The sequence below is a fragment of the Streptomyces sp. NPDC088261 genome (assembly GCF_044740805.1).
Taxonomy (GTDB): Bacteria; Actinomycetota; Actinomycetes; order Streptomycetales; family Streptomycetaceae; genus Streptomyces.
The window spans coordinates 1-15,513 of the sequence record NZ_JBIURL010000029.1 but is presented as its reverse complement, the minus strand read 5'-3'; the positions used below and the strand labels follow the sequence as shown (position 1 = coordinate 15,513).

The following is a 15,513-nucleotide window of genomic DNA, read 5'->3' as shown; positions in this document are numbered from 1 at the left end:
GACGCGTGATTCACTGCCGGTAACGTCCGGGTGTGAGTTGAGGAGAGGCCGCCGTGCCCCATGAGGTAGATCAGACGTTCTTGGCGTTGCCCTTGCGGGCACTCGCCGACGCCGCGCTCGCGAGGGCGCGGGCGCTCGGCGCCGACCACGCGGACTTCCGCTTCGAGCGGGTGCGCAGCGCGGCGTGGCGGCTGCGGGACGCCAGACCCGCCGGTTCTTCGGACAGTACGGACCTCGGGTACGCGGTCCGGGTCGTGCACGGCGGCGCCTGGGGGTTCGCCTCCGGGGTCGACCTGACGATGGACGCGGCGGCGCGGGTCGCCGGACAGGCCGTGGCCATGGCCAAGCTGTCCGCGAAGGTGATCGCCGCCGCCGGGTCCGACGAGCGGGTGGAGCTGGCCGACGAGCCGGTGCACGCCGAGAAGACGTGGGTGTCGGCGTACGAGATCGACCCGTTCGACGTACCCGACGAGGAGAAGAGCGGGCTGCTCGCGGAGTGGAGCGCGCGGCTGCTGCGGGCGGAGGGGGTGGCGCACGTGGACGCGTCGCTGCTCACCGTCCACGAGAACAAGTTCTACGCGGACACCTCCGGCACGGTCACCACCCAGCAGCGGGTCAGGCTGCACCCCCAGCTGACCGCCGTCGCCGTCGACTCGGACTCCGGCGAGTTCGACTCCATGCGGACGATCGCGCCGCCGGCCGGGCGGGGCTGGGAGTACCTGACGGGAACGGGCTGGGACTGGGACTCCGAACTGGAGCGCATCCCCGGGCTGCTCGCCGAGAAGATGCGGGCGCCGAGCGTCGAGGCGGGGACGTACGACCTGGTGGTCGACCCGTCGAACCTGTGGCTGACGATCCACGAGTCGATCGGCCACGCCACGGAGCTGGACCGGGCGCTGGGGTACGAGGCGGCGTACGCGGGCACCTCGTTCGCCACCTTCGACCAGCTCGGGAAACTGGCGTACGGCTCGTCGGTGATGAACGTGACCGGTGACAGGACGGCGGAGCACGGGCTCGCCACCATCGGGTACGACGACGAGGGCGTCGAGGCCCAGTCGTGGGACCTGGTGAAGGACGGCACGCTCGTCGGGTACCAGCTGGACCGCAGGATCGCGAGGCTGACGGGTCTGGGCCGGTCCAACGGGTGCGCGTACGCGGACTCGCCGGGCCACGTGCCCGTGCAGCGGATGGCGAACGTGTCGCTGCGGCCCGATCCGGGCGGGCTCGCCACGGAGGACCTGATCGGCGGGGTGGAGCGCGGGATCTACGTGGTCGGCGACCGGTCGTGGTCGATCGACATGCAGCGCTACAACTTCCAGTTCACCGGGCAGCGCTTCTTCCGTATCGAGAACGGCAAGCTCGCGGGCCAGTTGCGCGACGTCGCCTACCAGGCGACGACGACGGACTTCTGGGGGTCGATGGAGGCCGTCGGCGGCCCGCAGACGTACGTCCTGGGCGGTGCCTTCAACTGCGGCAAGGCCCAGCCGGGCCAGGTCGCGGCGGTCTCGCACGGCTGCCCGTCCGCGCTCTTCCGCGGAGTGAACATCCTCAACACGACGCAGGAGGCGGGCCGATGAGCGGCGCGAAGAGCGGGACGACCACGGGCCGTACGGCCAGGCCGCACGAGATCGTCGAGCGCGCGCTGGAGCTGTCCACCGCCGACGGCTGTGTGGTCATCGCCGACGAGCACTCGTCGGCGAACCTCCGCTGGGCGGGCAACGCGCTGACCACCAACGGGGTCACCCGGGGCCGTACGCTCACCGTCATCGCGACGGTCGACGGCGCGCAGGGCACCGCGTCCGGGGTGGTGTCGCGGTCCGCGGTCACCGCCGACGACCTGGAGCCGCTGGTACGGGCCGCCGAGGCGGCCGCCCGGGGCGCCGGGCCCGCCGAGGACGCCCGGCCGCTGGTGGCGGCCGGTCCGGTGTCCGGGGACTTCACGGACGCGCCGGCGGAGACGACCTCCGCCGTCTTCACGGACTTCGCGCCGGCGCTCGGCGAGTCCTTCGCCCGCGCCCGGGCCGGCGGCCGTGAGCTGTACGGCTTCGCGAACCACGAGCTGACGTCGACGTACCTGGCCACGTCCACGGGGGTACGGCTGCGCCACGACCAGCCGAGCGGCACGCTGGAGCTGAACGCCAAGTCGCCCGACCGCACCCGTTCCGCCTGGGCGGGCCGGGCCACCCGCGACTTCAAGGACGTCGACCCGGGGGTGCTGGACGCGGAGCTGGCCCAGCGCCTGGCGTGGGCCGAGCGGAAGATCGACCTGCCCGCCGGGCGGTACGAGACGCTGCTGCCGCCCAGCGCCGTCGCCGACCTGCTGATCTACCAGCTGTGGTCCTCCGCGGCCCGCGACGCCGCCGAGGGCCGTACGGTCTTCTCCCGTCCCGGCGGCGGCACCCGCGTCGGCGAGACGCTCTCCGAGCTGCCGCTGACCCTGCGCAGCGCGCCCGGCGAACCGGGTCTGGAGTGCGCGCCGTTCGTGATCGCCCACTCCTCGGGCGACGACGCGTCCGTCTTCGACAACGGTCTGCCGCTGACGGCGACGGACTGGGTACGGGACGGCAGGCTGGAGCACCTGCTCACCACCCGGCACAGCGCGGACCTGACCGGCCTGCCCGTCGCGCCCGGCATCGGCAACCTGGTCCTGGACGCGGGCGGCGAGCGCACCCTGGAGGAGATGGTCGCGGCCACCGGCCACGACGGCCCCGGTCTGCTCCTGACGTGCCTCTGGTACATCCGCGAGGTCGACCCGGCGACGCTGCTGCTCACCGGCCTGACCAGGGACGGGGTGTATCTCGTGGAGAAGGGCGAGGTCGTCGGCGAGGTGAACAACTTCCGGTTCAACGAGTCGCCGGTCGACCTGCTGTCGCGGGCCACCGAGGCCGGGATCACGGAGAAGACGCTGCCGCGCGAGTGGGGCGACTGGTTCACCCGGGCCGCGATGCCCGCCCTGCGCGTCCCCGATTTCAACATGAGCTCGGTCAGCCGCGGGGTGTGACCGCTCTAGACTGACCGCTGCCGGATCCACTCATCACCCGTACGCATCATCTGTACGCATCAGCTGTTCGAGGAGAGAAGAGACCGTGACGGACATCGTCGACGAGCTCCAGTGGCGCGGGCTGTTCGCCCAGTCCACCGATGAGGACGCCTTGCGCAAGGCGCTCGCGGACGGTCCCGTCACGTTCTATTGCGGCTTCGACCCGACCGCCGCCAGCCTGCACGTGGGCCACCTCGTGCAGGTGCTCACCGTGCGCCGGCTCCAGCAGGCGGGGCACCGGCCGCTGGCGCTGGTGGGCGGGGCCACCGGGCAGATCGGCGACCCCCGGCCGACCGCCGAGCGGACGCTGAACGACCCGGAGACGGTCGCGGGGTGGGTGGGGCGGCTGCGGTCGCAGATCGAGCCGTTCCTGTCCTTCGAGGGGCCGAACGCGGCCACGATGGTCAACAACCTGGACTGGACCGCGGGCCTGTCCGCGATCGAGTTCCTGCGGGACATCGGCAAGCACTTCCGGGTCAACCGGATGCTCGCCAAGGAGTCCATCGCCCGGCGGCTGGAGTCCGACGAGGGCATCAGCTACACCGAGTTCAGCTACCAGCTGCTCCAGTCCATGGACTTCCTGGAGCTGTACCGGCGCTACGGCTGTGTCCTCCAGCAGGGCGGCAGCGACCAGTGGGGCAACCTCACCGCCGGTCTCGACCTGATCCACCGCCTGGAGCCGGGTGCCACCGTGCACGCGCTGGCCACGCCCCTGATGACCAAGGCGGACGGCACCAAGTTCGGCAAGACCGAGGGCGGGGCCGTCTGGCTGGACCCCGAGATGACGACGCCGTACGCCTTCTACCAGTTCTGGCTGAACGTGGACGACCGGGACATCTCCACGTACAGCAGGATCCTCAGCTTCAAGGACCGGGCGGAGCTGGAGGAGCTGGAGCGGGCCACCGCCGAGCGGCCGCAGGCGCGGGCCGCGCAGCGCGCGCTGGCGGAGGAGCTGACGACGCTGGTGCACGGCGCCGGCCAGTGCGCGGCGGTCGTCGCCGCGTCCCGGGCGCTCTTCGGCCAGGGCGAGCTGACGGACCTCGACGAGGCGACGCTGAGCGCCGCGCTCTCCGAGGTGCCCCACGCGCGGTTCTCCGAACTGGGCCCGGTGGTCGACCTGTTCACCGAGGCGGGGCTCGCGCCGAGCAAGTCGGCGGCGCGCCGCACGGTCAAGGAGGGCGGGGCGTACGTGAACAACGTCAAGGTCACCGACGCGGAGAGTGTGCCGGCGGCGGGCGACCTGCTGCACGGCCGCTGGCTGGTGCTGCGCCGGGGCAAGAAGAACCTGGCCGCGATCGAGGTCACGGCCGGCTGACACGCGCGGGCACCTGCGCCTGAGTCACGGGGCGGGGCACATCGGCCAGGATGGCCGGTGCCCCGCTCTCGTGCGTGCGGGGGGCCCGGCGTACCGTGGACGCGGTCCGGTCCGGGGTAGGGACCGGCGTGGGAATCGGGTGGTGAAGTGTGATGCGGAAGCGCGGCAGCAGCACCGAGGTCTTCCGGATCACCGGGGCCAGGCAGAGTCTCGCCGACGACGTACGCGGCCGGCAGCGCCGCTACATCATCTCCATGTCCGTCAGAACCCTGTCGGTGATCCTGACCGTCGTGCTGTGGAACGTGGAGCGGCCGGTGGCCGTCGTCACCCTGGTCCTCGGGGTGCTGCTGCCGTACGTGGCCGTGGTGATCGCCAACGCGGGCCGGGAGAACGCTCCCTCGCTGCCCTCGACGTTCGTCCCGGCACCGGTACGGCCGGCGATCGCGCCCGCTCCGGCGCCGGCGGCGACGGAATCCGCCCGCCCGACCGGTGAGTAGACCCGTCGGTAGAACCGGCGGGTAACGGCTCGCTCCGGGGGCGGGAAGCGGAGCGCAAAGCTCAAGAAAAGCTCAGATCAATCGTGAAGTTCCGGTGCACCGCACCCCGTTGCCCGTGACATACTTCGTAGGCGCTCCGCATCCCCCGTCGGAGCGACGGACCGACGCCGGGCAGCTCCCCCCGTGGCTGCTCGGCGTCGCCTTTTCGGGCTGCCGGATGCGCCGGACGCGTCCTTGGGGGCGTGTGACAGCAGCGCCTAGGGTGGACGGGTGAACTCCCCCGACGCTCCCGATGTCCCGCCCCGTACCGCAGATTCCGCCACGGATCCCGCCACCGACTCCGCCGCCGATTCCGCGCCGGTGTGCTCCGCCAAGGCGTGCCGTACCCCCGCCGTGTGGGTGCTCGCCTGGAACAACCCGAAGCTGCACACGCCGGAGCGCCGCAAGACCTGGCTGGCCTGCGACGCGCACCGCGAGCACCTGTCCTCGTTCCTCGGTGTGCGCGGGTTCCTCAAGGACGTGGTGACACTGGCGGAGTGGGAGCGGAGGCCGGCCGCCGGGGGGTCAGCCGCCGATCGCTGACATCGGCCGGTCGGGCTGGAGGAAGGACGGGTCGTCGAGGCCCGAGCCCGCCTTCTTGCCCCACATGGCGCGCTTCCAGAGCGCGGCGATCTCGTCGTCCGGGGCATCGGAGCGCAGGGCCGCCCGCAGGTCCGTCTCCTCCTGGGCGAACAGGCAGTTGCGGACCTGTCCGTCGGCGGTGAGCCGGGTGCGGTCGCACGCGTGACAGAACGGGCGGGTGACGGAGGCGATGACCCCGACGCGGTGCGGGCCGCCGTCGACCGTCCAACGCTCGGCGGGAGCGGAGCCGCGCACGGTGCCGCCCTCCTCGGTGAGGGTGAAGCGGGTACGGAGCGACGTCAGGATGTCACCGGCCGTGATCATGCCGTCGCGCTTCCAGCCGTGCTGGGCGTCGAGGGGCATCTGCTCGATGAAGCGCAGCTCGTAGTCGTGGGCGACGGCCCAGGCGAGCAGGTCGGGGGCCTCGTCGGCGTTGAGGCCCGGCATCAGGACCGTGTTGATCTTGACGGGGGTCAGTCCCGCCTCGTGCGCCGCGCGCAGGCCGTCCAGCACGTCCTGGTGGCGGTCGCGGCGGGTGAGGGTCTTGAAGACGTCGGGGCGCAGGGTGTCGAGCGAGACGTTGACCCGGTCGAGGCCGGCGGCCCGGAGGGCGGCGGCGGTGCGCTTGAGGCCGATGCCGTTGGTGGTCACGGACATGCGGGGGCGTGGTTCCAGCGCTGCGCAGCGCTCCACGATCCCGACCAGTCCCGGCCTGAGCAGCGGCTCCCCGCCGGTGAAGCGGATCTCGGTGATGCCGAGGTCGGTCACGGCGATACGGATCAGCCGGACGATCTCGTCGTCGCTGAGCAGTTCGGACTTGCCGAGCCACTGAAGGCCCTCTTCCGGCATGCAGTACGTGCACCGGAGGTTGCACTTGTCCGTCAGGGATACGCGCAGGTCGGTGGCGATCCGGCCATAGGTGTCGATGAGCACGTGGGGCCCCCTTCCCTCGTGACCGCGATGCGGCCGTCCCGTTCCGTCGCGAACCGTGTATGCAATCCGATGGGTCGAGCCTACGTCAGTCCACCGACAACAGCAGATTCCCGAGGTCACGGGCACGCCGCGGCCGCGTCGCGGAGTGCTGCGACGCGGCCGCGGGGAGACTCGCCCACCCGTGGGGGGTGTCCGGAGGGGCGGGAGGGGGCGTGCGGGGTCAGTGCGCCCCGGTGCCGGTGAGGGACTTGACCTCCAGCTCCGCGTACTTGCCGGTGTCCGGCTCCTCCTTGGAGACGAGCGTGCCCACCCAGCCGAGCAGGAAGCCCAGCGGGATGGAGATCAGGCCGGGGTTCTCCAACGGGAAGAAGTGGAAGTCGACGCCGGGGAACATCGAGGTGGGCTTGCCCGAGACGACCGGTGAGAACAGCACCAGCAGGACGGACGAGGCCAGGCCGCCGTAGATCGACCAGAGGGCGCCCGCCGTCGTGAACCGCTTCCAGAAGAGGCTGTAGAGCAGCGTCGGCAGGTTCGCGGAGGCGGCCACGGCGAACGCGAGCGCGACCAGTCCCGCCACGTTCAGGTCGCGGGCGAGGGCGCCCAGGGCGATGGAGACGATGCCGATGGCGACGGTGGCCCAGCGGGCCGCCCGTACCTCTTCCTTCTCGGTCGCCTGGCCGCGGCGGATCACGTTGGCGTAGATGTCGTGCGCGAACGACGACGAGGACGCCAGGGTGAGGCCCGCGACCACCGCGAGGATGGTGGCGAAGGCCACCGCGGAGATCACGGCGAGCAGGATGGCGCCGCCGGTCGAGCCGGCTCCGCCGCCGATCTCCAGGGCGGCGAGCGGGGCCGCCGTGTTGCCCGCCTTGTTGGAGGCGATGATGTCGCCCGGCTTGAGCAGGGCGGCGGCGCCGAAGCCGAGGACGATGGTCATCAGGTAGAAGGCGCCGATGATGCCGATCGCCCAGATCACGGACTTGCGGGCGGCCTTGGCGGTGGGCACGGTGTAGAAGCGGATCAGGATGTGCGGCAGGCCCGCGGTGCCGAGCACCAGCGCGATGCCCAGGGAGAGGAAGTCCAGCTTGGAGACCTCCGTGGCGCCGTACTTGAGCCCCGGCTCCAGGAAGGCGGAGCCCTTGCCGCTGTTGGAGGCGGCCGTGCCCAGCAGGTCGGAGACGTTGAAGTTGAATTTCAGCAGGATCAGGAAGGTGATCAGGATGGTGCCCGCGATCAGCAGGACCGCCTTGACCATCTGGACCCAGGTGGTGCCCTTCATCCCGCCGATGGTGACGTACACGATCATCAGCAGGCCGACCAGCGCGACGATGGCGATCTTGCCGGCGTCGCTGGTGATGCCGAGCAGCAGGGAGACCAGCACGCCCGCGCCGGCCATCTGCGCGAGCAGGTAGAAGATCGAGACGACGATGGTCGAGGCGCCCGCGGCGGTACGGACCGGGCGCTGGCGCATGCGGTACGCGAGGACGTCGCCCATCGTGTACCGGCCCGAGTTGCGCAGCGGTTCGGCGACGAGCAGCAGCGCGACGAGCCAGGCGACCAGGAAGCCGATCGAGTAGAGGAAGCCGTCGTAGCCGAAGAGGGCGATGGCGCCGGCGATGCCGAGGAAGGACGCGGCGGACATGTAGTCGCCGGAGACCGCGAGCCCGTTCTGGAATCCGGTGAACTGGCGCCCGCCCGCGTAGAAGTCGGACGCGCTCTTGGTCTGGCGGCCGGCCCAGACGGTGATGACGAGCGTCGCGACGACGAACAGCGCGAAGAGGGTGATGATCAGCGGCCGGTGCTCGCTGGCGTCCGAGGTGGCCGCGAGCTGGAGCGGGAGTGGGTGGCTCATGCGTCCGCCTCCATACGGGACTTGATGACGTCCGCCTTCGGGTCGAGCTTCTGGGACGCGTACCGCGCGTAGAACCAGGCGATCAGGAACGTCGTGAGGAACTGGGCGAGGCCGAGGACGAGCGCGACGTTGATGTTGCCGAAGAGCTTGGTGCCCATGAAGCCGCCCGCGTAGTTGGACAGCAGGACGTACAGCAGGTACCAGGCGATGAAGGCGACGGTCAGCGGGAACGCGAACGAGCGGTAGGTGCGGCGCAGTTCGCCGAACTCGGCGCTCTCCTGCACGTCGGCGTACTGGGCGGTGGTGGGCTGGTGCGCGGGCCGGTCCTGGCCGGGCAGGGCGGGGCTGGTGTCCGTTCCGCCCGGGGGCGGCGGTGCGTCGGAAGCCACGGAATCTCCTCGTGACGGGGGCACGGTGGGGACTGACATGAGGGACCTCGCACGGGTAGGCGTGTGATGTTGCGCGTCCCTCTGACAACGGCACGGAAGGCGTGGCGAAGCGGTTCAACGGGGCGGTTTTTCCTCTCGAACGGGGCGGATTTTCTTCTTGACCGGGGCCCCGCCGTCCGTGAAGTCATTGATACGCGGGGGTGGTCGACGGTAGTTTTCGCTGATCATGCACCTGTCCACGCGCGTCATGCGCGTGGACGGCTCTCACGGATGATGTGGAGAACCCATGGCTCATCTGGGATCCAGACGCAGACGCGTACTCGCGCTGCCCGCTGGTCTTGCGCTCACCGCTTCGCTCGGTTTCCTCCCCGGCGCGACGGCGACGGCCGCTCCGGCGACACCGGCCGTCTCGTCGCCGGTCGTCACGGACGGCCCCAAGCTGTCGTACGTCGTCAACACGCATGGCGGGCGCTCCACGCTCAAGTCGGTGGAGAAGGCCATCGGCCGGGCCGGTGGCACGATCGTGACGTCCTACGACCGCATAGGTGTCATAGTCGCGACCTCGCAGAACCCGGACTTCGCGAAGTCCGTCCGCAGGGTAAGGGGCGTCGACTCGGCCGGTGCCACCCGCACCGCGCCGCTGCCGGCGCAGTCCACCACGGACGAGGGCGCGCCCCGCGCGCTCACCTCCGCGGAGCTCGCCGCGGCGACCTCGGACAAGAGCGCCGCGCAGGACCCGCTGGAGCCGTTGCAGTGGGACCTGCCCGCCATCCAGGCGGACAAGGCGCACGAGAAGACCCTCGGCAGCCGTAAGGTCACCGTCGCCGTCATCGACACGGGCGTCGACGACACGCACCCCGACCTCGCGCCGAACTTCGACCGCGCGGCGTCGGTCAACTGCGTGACGGGCAAGCCGGACACGACGGACGGCGCCTGGCGTCCGAACCCCGGGGAGAGCTCGCACGGCACGCACGTGGCGGGTGAGATCGCGGCCGCCAAGAACGGCATCGGCATGACCGGGGTCGCCCCGGGCGTGAAGCTGGCCGGCATCAAGGTCGCCACGCCGGCCGGGTTCTTCTACACCGAGGCCGTCGTCTGCGGGTTCGTCTGGGCCGCCGACCACGGGGTCGACGTCACCAACAACAGCTACTACACCGACCCGTGGTACTTCAACTGCAAGAACGACCCGGACCAGAAGGCGCTCGTCGAGGCCATCACCCGGGCCTCGAAGTACGCGGAGAGCAAGGGCACGGTCAACGTGGCGGCGGCCGGCAACGAGGCGTACGACCTCGCGTCCGACTCGATCACCGACTCGTCCAGCCCGAACGACACCCTTCCCGTCGACCGGGTGATCGACCCGTCCGAGTGCCTGGACATACCGACCCAGCTCCCGGGTGTCGTGACGGTCGCGGCCACCGGTGCGAAGGCGGGCAAGTCCTCCTTCTCGAACTACGGTCTGGGCATCATCGACATCGCGGCGCCGGGCGGCGACCGCTACCAGGTCCCGAACGCGCCGGCCACCAGCGGCTCCATCCTCGGCACCCTGCCGGGCGGCACGTGGGGCTACCTGTCCGGTACGTCGATGGCCTCCCCGCACGTCGCGGGTGTGGCCGCGCTCCTCAAGTCGACCTACCCGCACGCCTCGGCGGCGGTCATCAAGTCGCTGCTGATCGCCCAGGCCGACGACACGGCCTGCCCGGCGGCGTACGACTACAACAACGACGGCACGATCGACGCGACCTGCACCGGGAGCAAGCGGTACAACAGCTTCTACGGCGCGGGCATCACCAACGCGCTGGACGCGGTGAGCCGCATCAAGCACTGACATCCGGTCACCGGCACGGATGAGAGCCACACCTCACGACGCGGGCCGTCCCTCCGGGGGCGGCCCGCGGTCGTCGCCACCGCGCCCCGCCGTCACGGCCCGGCGACCACGTCGGTGGCGCCGAAGGCCCTGGCGGGGTCCGTACGGGCCTGGTGGCGGCCCGGCGCGATGACGCGCCCGGCACCCGGCCGCCGGGCGGCCGGCACCGCGCACAGGCCCACCGCGCCGTCCCCGGCGACGGCGACCCCGGTCGCCCCCGGTCGCGTCCCCACATCCGGTCGCCTCCTGCGGAAGTGCGCGCCTCACACCCCCGCCGCCCCGAGCAGCGCCCCCGCGCCGTACGTCACCCCCATGGCCACCGCTCCCCCGCCCATGTTCCGCAGCACCGCGCGGGTCCTCGGGGCCGCGCCCAGTTTCGCGCTGCCCCAGCCCGTCAGGGCGAGGGCCACCAGGACCGCCAGGACCGTGACCGGCACCCGGTACGCCATCGGGAGCAGGACGATCACGAGGAGCGGCAGCAGGGCGCCCGCCGTGAACGACAGGAAGCTCGCCCCCGCCGCGTGCCACGGGTTGGTCAGGGCGTCGGGGTCGATACCCAGCTCCTCGCTCGCGTGGGCGCGCAGCGCGTCACGCGCCGTCAGCTGCTCCGCCGCCTCGCGCGCCACCTTCTCCGACAGGCCGCGCTCCGCCAACAGCCCGGTCAGCTCTTCGAGTTCGGCCTCCGGCTGCTCCCGCAGCTCGCGGCGCTCCACGGCCAGCGCCGCCCGCTCCGAGTCGCGCTGGGTGGAGACCGACACGTACTCCCCCGTCGCCATCGACATCGACCCGGCCAACAGGCCCGCCAGACCCGCCGTCAGCAGCGTCCCGCGCGCGTCGGTGGCGCCGGCCACGCCGACCACCAGACCCGCGGTGGAGACGATCCCGTCGTTGGCGCCGAGGACGGCCGCGCGCAGCCAGTTGAGGCGGGTGCCCAGGGCGTCGCCGTGGGGCTCGGCGTGGGCGGTGGTGGAGTCGGTCACCCGGCGACAATCTCACCCGGACCGTCACCGGCGCGACAGCGACCCGCACTTGACGGACCGCCCGGGCGACCGCGCTGTCGGTCGCGGCCCGTATTCTCTGTGACCATGCTCGACGACCAGACGACAGCGACGATGTGGCCGGCCGCCTACCCGCGGGGGTACGCGGTCGTCGACGTGGAGACCACCGGCCTCGCCCGCGACGACCGGATAGTGTCCGCCGCCGTCTACCGCCTGGACGTCCGGGGCGAGGTCGAGGACCACTGGTACACGCTCGTCAACCCGGAGCGCGATCCGGGCCCCGTCTGGATCCACGGACTGACGAGCGACGTCCTGGAGAGCGCCCCGCTCTTCCCCGACATCGCCGCCGAGTTCGCGGAGCGCCTGGAGGGCCGGGTGCTGGTGGCGCACAACGCGATCTTCGACTGGTCGATGATCGCCCGGGAGTACGCCCGCGCGGGGAGCGTGGCGCCCACCCGGCAGCGGCTGTGCACGATCGCGCTGTCCAAGGAGCTGGCCCTGCCCCTGCCGAACCACAAACTGGAGTCGCTGGCCGCGCACTTCGGTGTGGTGCAGCAGCGCGCGCACCACGCGCTGGACGACGCGCGGGTGCTCGCCGAGGCGTTCCGGCCGAGCCTGCACGCGGCGGCGCGGCACGGCGTACGGCTGCCGCTCCTGGAATGCCTGCCGCTCACGGAGTGGTCGGACGCGCCCGCGCGCCCCCGGATCGGCCACCAGTCGTCGTACCGTCCTGCGGCCCCGTCGACCTGGCGGCCCTCACGCAAGCGCCCGGCCTGCCCGTACCCGAATCCGGGGCGCTACGAAGCGGGCAAGTCCCTCGTCCAGGGCATGCGCGTGGCGTTCTCGGGCGACACGTCCGTCGACCGGGAACTGCTGGAGGACCGGGCGGTGGAGGCGGGACTGCACGTGGCGACGAGTGTGTCCCGGCTCACCAGTCTGCTGGTGACCAACGACCCGGAGTCCTCGACGTCCAAGACCGTCAAGGCGGTGTCGTACGGCACACCGGTCGTCGACGAGGCCGCCTTCTCCCAGCTGCTGCGGGACGTGGCGCCCGCCGGTGGCGCGGGGGCCGCCCCGGACACCGCCGCTTCCCCGGACAGGTGACCGATTCGTACCCGCCGTCCGGCGCCCGGTCCCCGGCGGGTACCGTCGAAGGCGTGTACCGCTTCCTGTTCACCCGGCAGTGGGTGATTCTCGCCCTGCTCTCGCTCGCGCTCATCCCGACGATGATCGAGCTGGGTTTCTGGCAGCTTCACCGGCACGAGCACAAGGTCGCCCAGAACACACTGATCTCGGACAACCTCAAGGCGAAGCCCGTCTCGGTCACGGAGCTGACCTCCCCCGGGCACACCGTCCCGTACTCCGACTACTGGCGCCGGGTCACGGCCACGGGCCGCTTCGACACCGCCCACGAGGTGGTCGTCCGCCGCCGTACGTCCCGTGACGAACAGGTCGGCTACCACGTCCTGATCCCGCTCATCCTCGACGACGGCCGCGCGCTGATCGTCAACCGGGGCTGGATCCCGTCCGGCGACGACCAGCGGGCCTTCCCGAAGATCCCGGCCCCGCCCTCCGGCGAGGTCACGATCACGGGCCGGCTCAAGGCCGACGAGACGACGAAGGGCAGCGGCATCCGCGACCTGCGGGACCTGCCGCCCCGCCAGGTCATGCTGATCAACAGCGAGGAGCAGGCCGCGTACCTGAACCGTACGGTCCTCGGCGGGTACGTCGAGCTGACCTCACCGGTCCCGGCCGGCCGCTCCCCCCAGCAGATCCCGGACCCCGACGACGGCTCGATCGGCCCGCACATGGCGTACGCGGTCCAGTGGTGGCTCTTCGCCGCCGGGGTGCCGGTCGGCTTCGTGGTGCTCGTACGCCGGGAGAAGCGCGACCGCGCGGCGGCGGCCGACTCCGGCTCCGACGCGGAGCGGCAGGACGCCGCCGAACCGTCCCCGGCCTCCGTCTGATCCCCGAAGATCCGTCCGGTCCTCGAAGATCGGAAGGACCGGGCCTCCGGGCAGGGCCTAACACCCCGTTGACGTGGGAACAGGCCCAGAGTGACTCCACGTATCGAGGACTACGCGCTCATCGGCGATCTCCAGACAGCCGCCCTGGTCGGCAGGAACGGCTCCATCGACTGGCTGTGCCTTCCTCGCTTCGACTCGGCGGCCTGCTTCGCGGCGCTGCTCGGCGACGAGGACAACGGCCACTGGCGGATCGCCCCCAAGGACGCCGGTGACAGCACCCGGCGCTCGTACGTGGACGACACACTCGTCCTGGAGTCCGTCTGGGAGACGCGTACCGGCGCGGTGAAGGTCACCGACTTCATGCCGCAGCGCGACACCGCACCCGACATCGTGCGGATCGTGGAGGGCCTCAGCGGCTCGGTGGAGATGCGGTCCACCCTGCGGCTGCGCTTCGACTACGGCTCGGTCGTGCCCTGGATGCGGCGCTCGGACGGCCACCGGGTCGCCGTCGCGGGGCCGGACTCCGTGTGGCTGCGCAGCGAACCGCACGTCAAGACGTGGGGCCAGCACTTCACCACCTTCTCGTCGTTCACCGTCGGCGCCGGCGAGAAGGTGGCGTTCGTCCTCACCTGGCACCCCTCCCACAAGAAGCGCCCCGACCTGATCGATCCGTACGAGGCGCTGGAACAGAGCCTGGAGGGCTGGCGGGAGTGGTCGGCGCGCTGCCAGTACGACGGACCGCACCGCGACGCCGTCATGCGCTCGCTGATCACGCTCAAGGCGCTCATCTACGCCCCGACCGGCGGGATCGTGGCCGCGCCCACCACCTCCCTGCCCGAGGAGATCGGCGGGGTGCGGAACTGGGACTACCGCTACTGCTGGCTGCGCGACTCGACGCTGGTGCTGGGCGCCCTGCTGTCGGCCGGCTACCTGGACGAGGCGGCGGCCTGGCGCGACTGGCTGCTGCGCGCGGTCGCCGGCGATCCGGCGGACCTCCAGATCATGTACGGAGTCGGGGGCGAGCGGCGGCTGCCGGAGACCGAACTGACCTGGCTGCGGGGGTACGAGGGGTCCTCACCCGTCCGTACCGGCAACGAGGCCGTCGAACAGCTCCAGCTCGACGTGTACGGCGAGGTCATGGACTCCCTCCACCTGGCGCGCGCCTCGGGCCTGCCCGCGACCTCGCACGCGTGGAAGCTCCAGCTCAGCCTGCTCGGGTTCCTGGAGTCCCGGTGGCGCGAACCGGACGAGGGCCTGTGGGAGGTGCGCGGCCCCCGCCGCCACTTCGTCCACTCGAAGGTGATGGCGTGGGTCGCCGCCGACCGTGCCGTACGGACCCTGGAGGACGACCCGTCGCTGCCCGGGGACGTGGCGCGGTGGCGGGCGATGCGCGACGAGGTGCACGACGAGGTCTGCGCGAAGGGGTACGACCCGGTACGGAACACCTTCACGCAGTCGTACGGCTCCGGCGAACTGGACGCGGCGGCGCTGCTGATCCCGCAGGTCGGTTTCCTGCCGCCGGACGATCCCCGGGTCGTGGGCACGGTCGACGCGGTCCGGGAGGAGCTGATGCAGGGCGGGTTCGTCCGGCGCTACAGCACCGAGGGCCCGCTGGTGGACGGACTGCCGGGCGGCGAGGGCACGTTCCTCGTCTGCTCGTTCTGGCTGGCCGACGCGCTGCGGATGACCGGGCGCCACGACGAGGCGGAGGAGCTGTTCGCCCGGCTGCTGGAGCTGCGCAACGACGTGGGCCTGCTGTCGGAGGAGTACGACCCGGTGGCGGGACGCCAACTGGGCAACTTCCCGCAGGCGTTCAGCCACATCGGCCTGGTGGGCACCGCGGTGCTGCTGGCCGGGGGCGGCTCGGCACGGTAGGGCGGCGGCCGCGCGGGCGCCTTCGGCCCGTCCGGCGATGGAGGACACGGCGGAGCCGTCCGCGCCTCTAGGGCGTGTCCGCAAAGTGGGGTCGTCCGCCCGGAGGGCGGGGCTCGCGGCATCTGGTGCGTGCGATCGCAAGGCGGAGGACTCACCCCGTAC

13 protein-coding genes and 1 pseudogene are annotated in these 15,513 nt (G+C 71.6%); 9 read left to right on the top strand and 5 right to left on the bottom strand.

Translation table 11 applies throughout. The features are described 5' to 3' along the window. The first annotated feature begins 53 nt into the window (after positions 1-53). The 5 genes from ACIODU_RS32815 (at position 54) to ACIODU_RS32795 (ending at position 5,434) form a co-directional block, all read left to right on the top strand. Positions 54-1,577 carry a TldD/PmbA family protein gene (locus ACIODU_RS32815; RefSeq protein ID WP_401772652.1) on the top strand — a complete coding sequence of 508 codons (1,524 nt, stop codon included), beginning with the start codon at positions 54-56 and terminating at the stop codon, positions 1,575-1,577. Next, the gene (locus ACIODU_RS32810; RefSeq protein ID WP_356432133.1) at positions 1,574-3,001 is read left to right on the top strand and encodes a metallopeptidase TldD-related protein; all 1,428 of its coding nucleotides are present in this window, start codon (positions 1,574-1,576) and stop codon (positions 2,999-3,001) included. Before ACIODU_RS32815 ends, ACIODU_RS32810 begins: the two co-directional genes overlap by 4 nt. A gap of 85 nt (positions 3,002-3,086) precedes the next feature. Continuing rightward, positions 3,087-4,355 (top strand): tyrosine--tRNA ligase, encoded by a 1,269-nt coding sequence (tyrS, locus tag ACIODU_RS32805; RefSeq protein WP_401772649.1) that lies wholly within the window; start codon positions 3,087-3,089, stop codon positions 4,353-4,355. A gap of 152 nt (positions 4,356-4,507) precedes the next feature. After that, a complete protein-coding gene (locus ACIODU_RS32800) occupies positions 4,508-4,852 on the top strand; it encodes a DUF3099 domain-containing protein (RefSeq protein ID WP_401772646.1) in 345 nt (114 codons plus the stop codon). Between the two features lie 360 nt (positions 4,853-5,212). Continuing rightward, positions 5,213-5,434: a hypothetical protein gene (locus tag ACIODU_RS32795; protein WP_401772687.1), complete on the top strand. Its 222-nt coding sequence runs from the start codon at positions 5,213-5,215 to the stop codon at positions 5,432-5,434. Here the strand turns inward: ACIODU_RS32795 and moaA are convergent. The 3 genes from moaA to ACIODU_RS32780 form a co-directional block, all read right to left on the bottom strand. Further along, a complete protein-coding gene (gene moaA, locus ACIODU_RS32790; RefSeq protein ID WP_401772643.1) occupies positions 5,417-6,406 on the bottom strand; it encodes a GTP 3',8-cyclase MoaA in 990 nt (329 codons plus the stop codon). The two genes, ACIODU_RS32795 and moaA, sit on opposite strands and share 18 nt — an antisense overlap. Positions 6,407-6,626: 220 nt before the next feature. Beyond that, entirely contained in the window at positions 6,627-8,258 is a 1,632-nt protein-coding gene (locus ACIODU_RS32785; RefSeq protein WP_401772640.1) for a cation acetate symporter, read from the bottom strand. Further along, a complete protein-coding gene (locus tag ACIODU_RS32780; protein WP_356432123.1) occupies positions 8,255-8,647 on the bottom strand; it encodes a DUF485 domain-containing protein in 393 nt (130 codons plus the stop codon). Before ACIODU_RS32780 ends, ACIODU_RS32785 begins: the two co-directional genes overlap by 4 nt. 286 nt (positions 8,648-8,933) lie before the next feature. Between ACIODU_RS32780 and ACIODU_RS32775 the strand changes: the two genes are divergently transcribed. Further along, positions 8,934-10,472 (top strand): S8 family peptidase, encoded by a 1,539-nt coding sequence (locus ACIODU_RS32775; protein WP_401772637.1) that lies wholly within the window; start codon positions 8,934-8,936, stop codon positions 10,470-10,472. Between the two features lie 101 nt (positions 10,473-10,573). Here ACIODU_RS32775 and ACIODU_RS32770 read toward each other — a convergent pair. Then, positions 10,574-10,741 (bottom strand): annotated as a pseudogene (locus ACIODU_RS32770) (IMP dehydrogenase); the annotation flags it as partial. 33 nt (positions 10,742-10,774) lie between these two features. Next, positions 10,775-11,491: a VIT family protein gene (locus ACIODU_RS32765; RefSeq protein ID WP_356432119.1), complete on the bottom strand. Its 717-nt coding sequence runs from the start codon at positions 11,489-11,491 to the stop codon at positions 10,775-10,777. Between the two features lie 99 nt (positions 11,492-11,590). Between ACIODU_RS32765 and ACIODU_RS32760 the strand changes: the two genes are divergently transcribed. The 3 genes from ACIODU_RS32760 (at position 11,591) to ACIODU_RS32750 (ending at position 15,351) form a co-directional block, all read left to right on the top strand. Then, positions 11,591-12,613 (top strand): DEDDh family exonuclease, encoded by a 1,023-nt coding sequence (locus tag ACIODU_RS32760; protein ID WP_356432117.1) that lies wholly within the window; start codon positions 11,591-11,593, stop codon positions 12,611-12,613. A gap of 53 nt (positions 12,614-12,666) precedes the next feature. After that, positions 12,667-13,476: an SURF1 family protein gene (locus ACIODU_RS32755; protein WP_401772634.1), complete on the top strand. Its 810-nt coding sequence runs from the start codon at positions 12,667-12,669 to the stop codon at positions 13,474-13,476. A gap of 90 nt (positions 13,477-13,566) precedes the next feature. Beyond that, entirely contained in the window at positions 13,567-15,351 is a 1,785-nt protein-coding gene (locus tag ACIODU_RS32750; protein ID WP_401772632.1) for a glycoside hydrolase family 15 protein, read from the top strand. Positions 15,352-15,513 lie beyond the last annotated feature (162 nt).

What these genes read in the sequence shown, in the direction of transcription:
- ACIODU_RS32800 (WP_401772646.1), top strand. Translation starts at nt 4,508, where the DNA reads ATGCGGAAGCGCGGCAGCAGCACCGAGGTCTTCCGGATCACCGGGGCC.
- ACIODU_RS32785 (WP_401772640.1), bottom strand. Translation starts at nt 8,258, where the DNA reads ATGAGCCACCCACTCCCGCTCCAGCTCGCGGCCACCTCGGACGCCAGC.
- ACIODU_RS32775 (WP_401772637.1), top strand. Translation starts at nt 8,934, where the DNA reads ATGGCTCATCTGGGATCCAGACGCAGACGCGTACTCGCGCTGCCCGCT.
- ACIODU_RS32810 (WP_356432133.1), top strand. Translation starts at nt 1,574, where the DNA reads ATGAGCGGCGCGAAGAGCGGGACGACCACGGGCCGTACGGCCAGGCCG.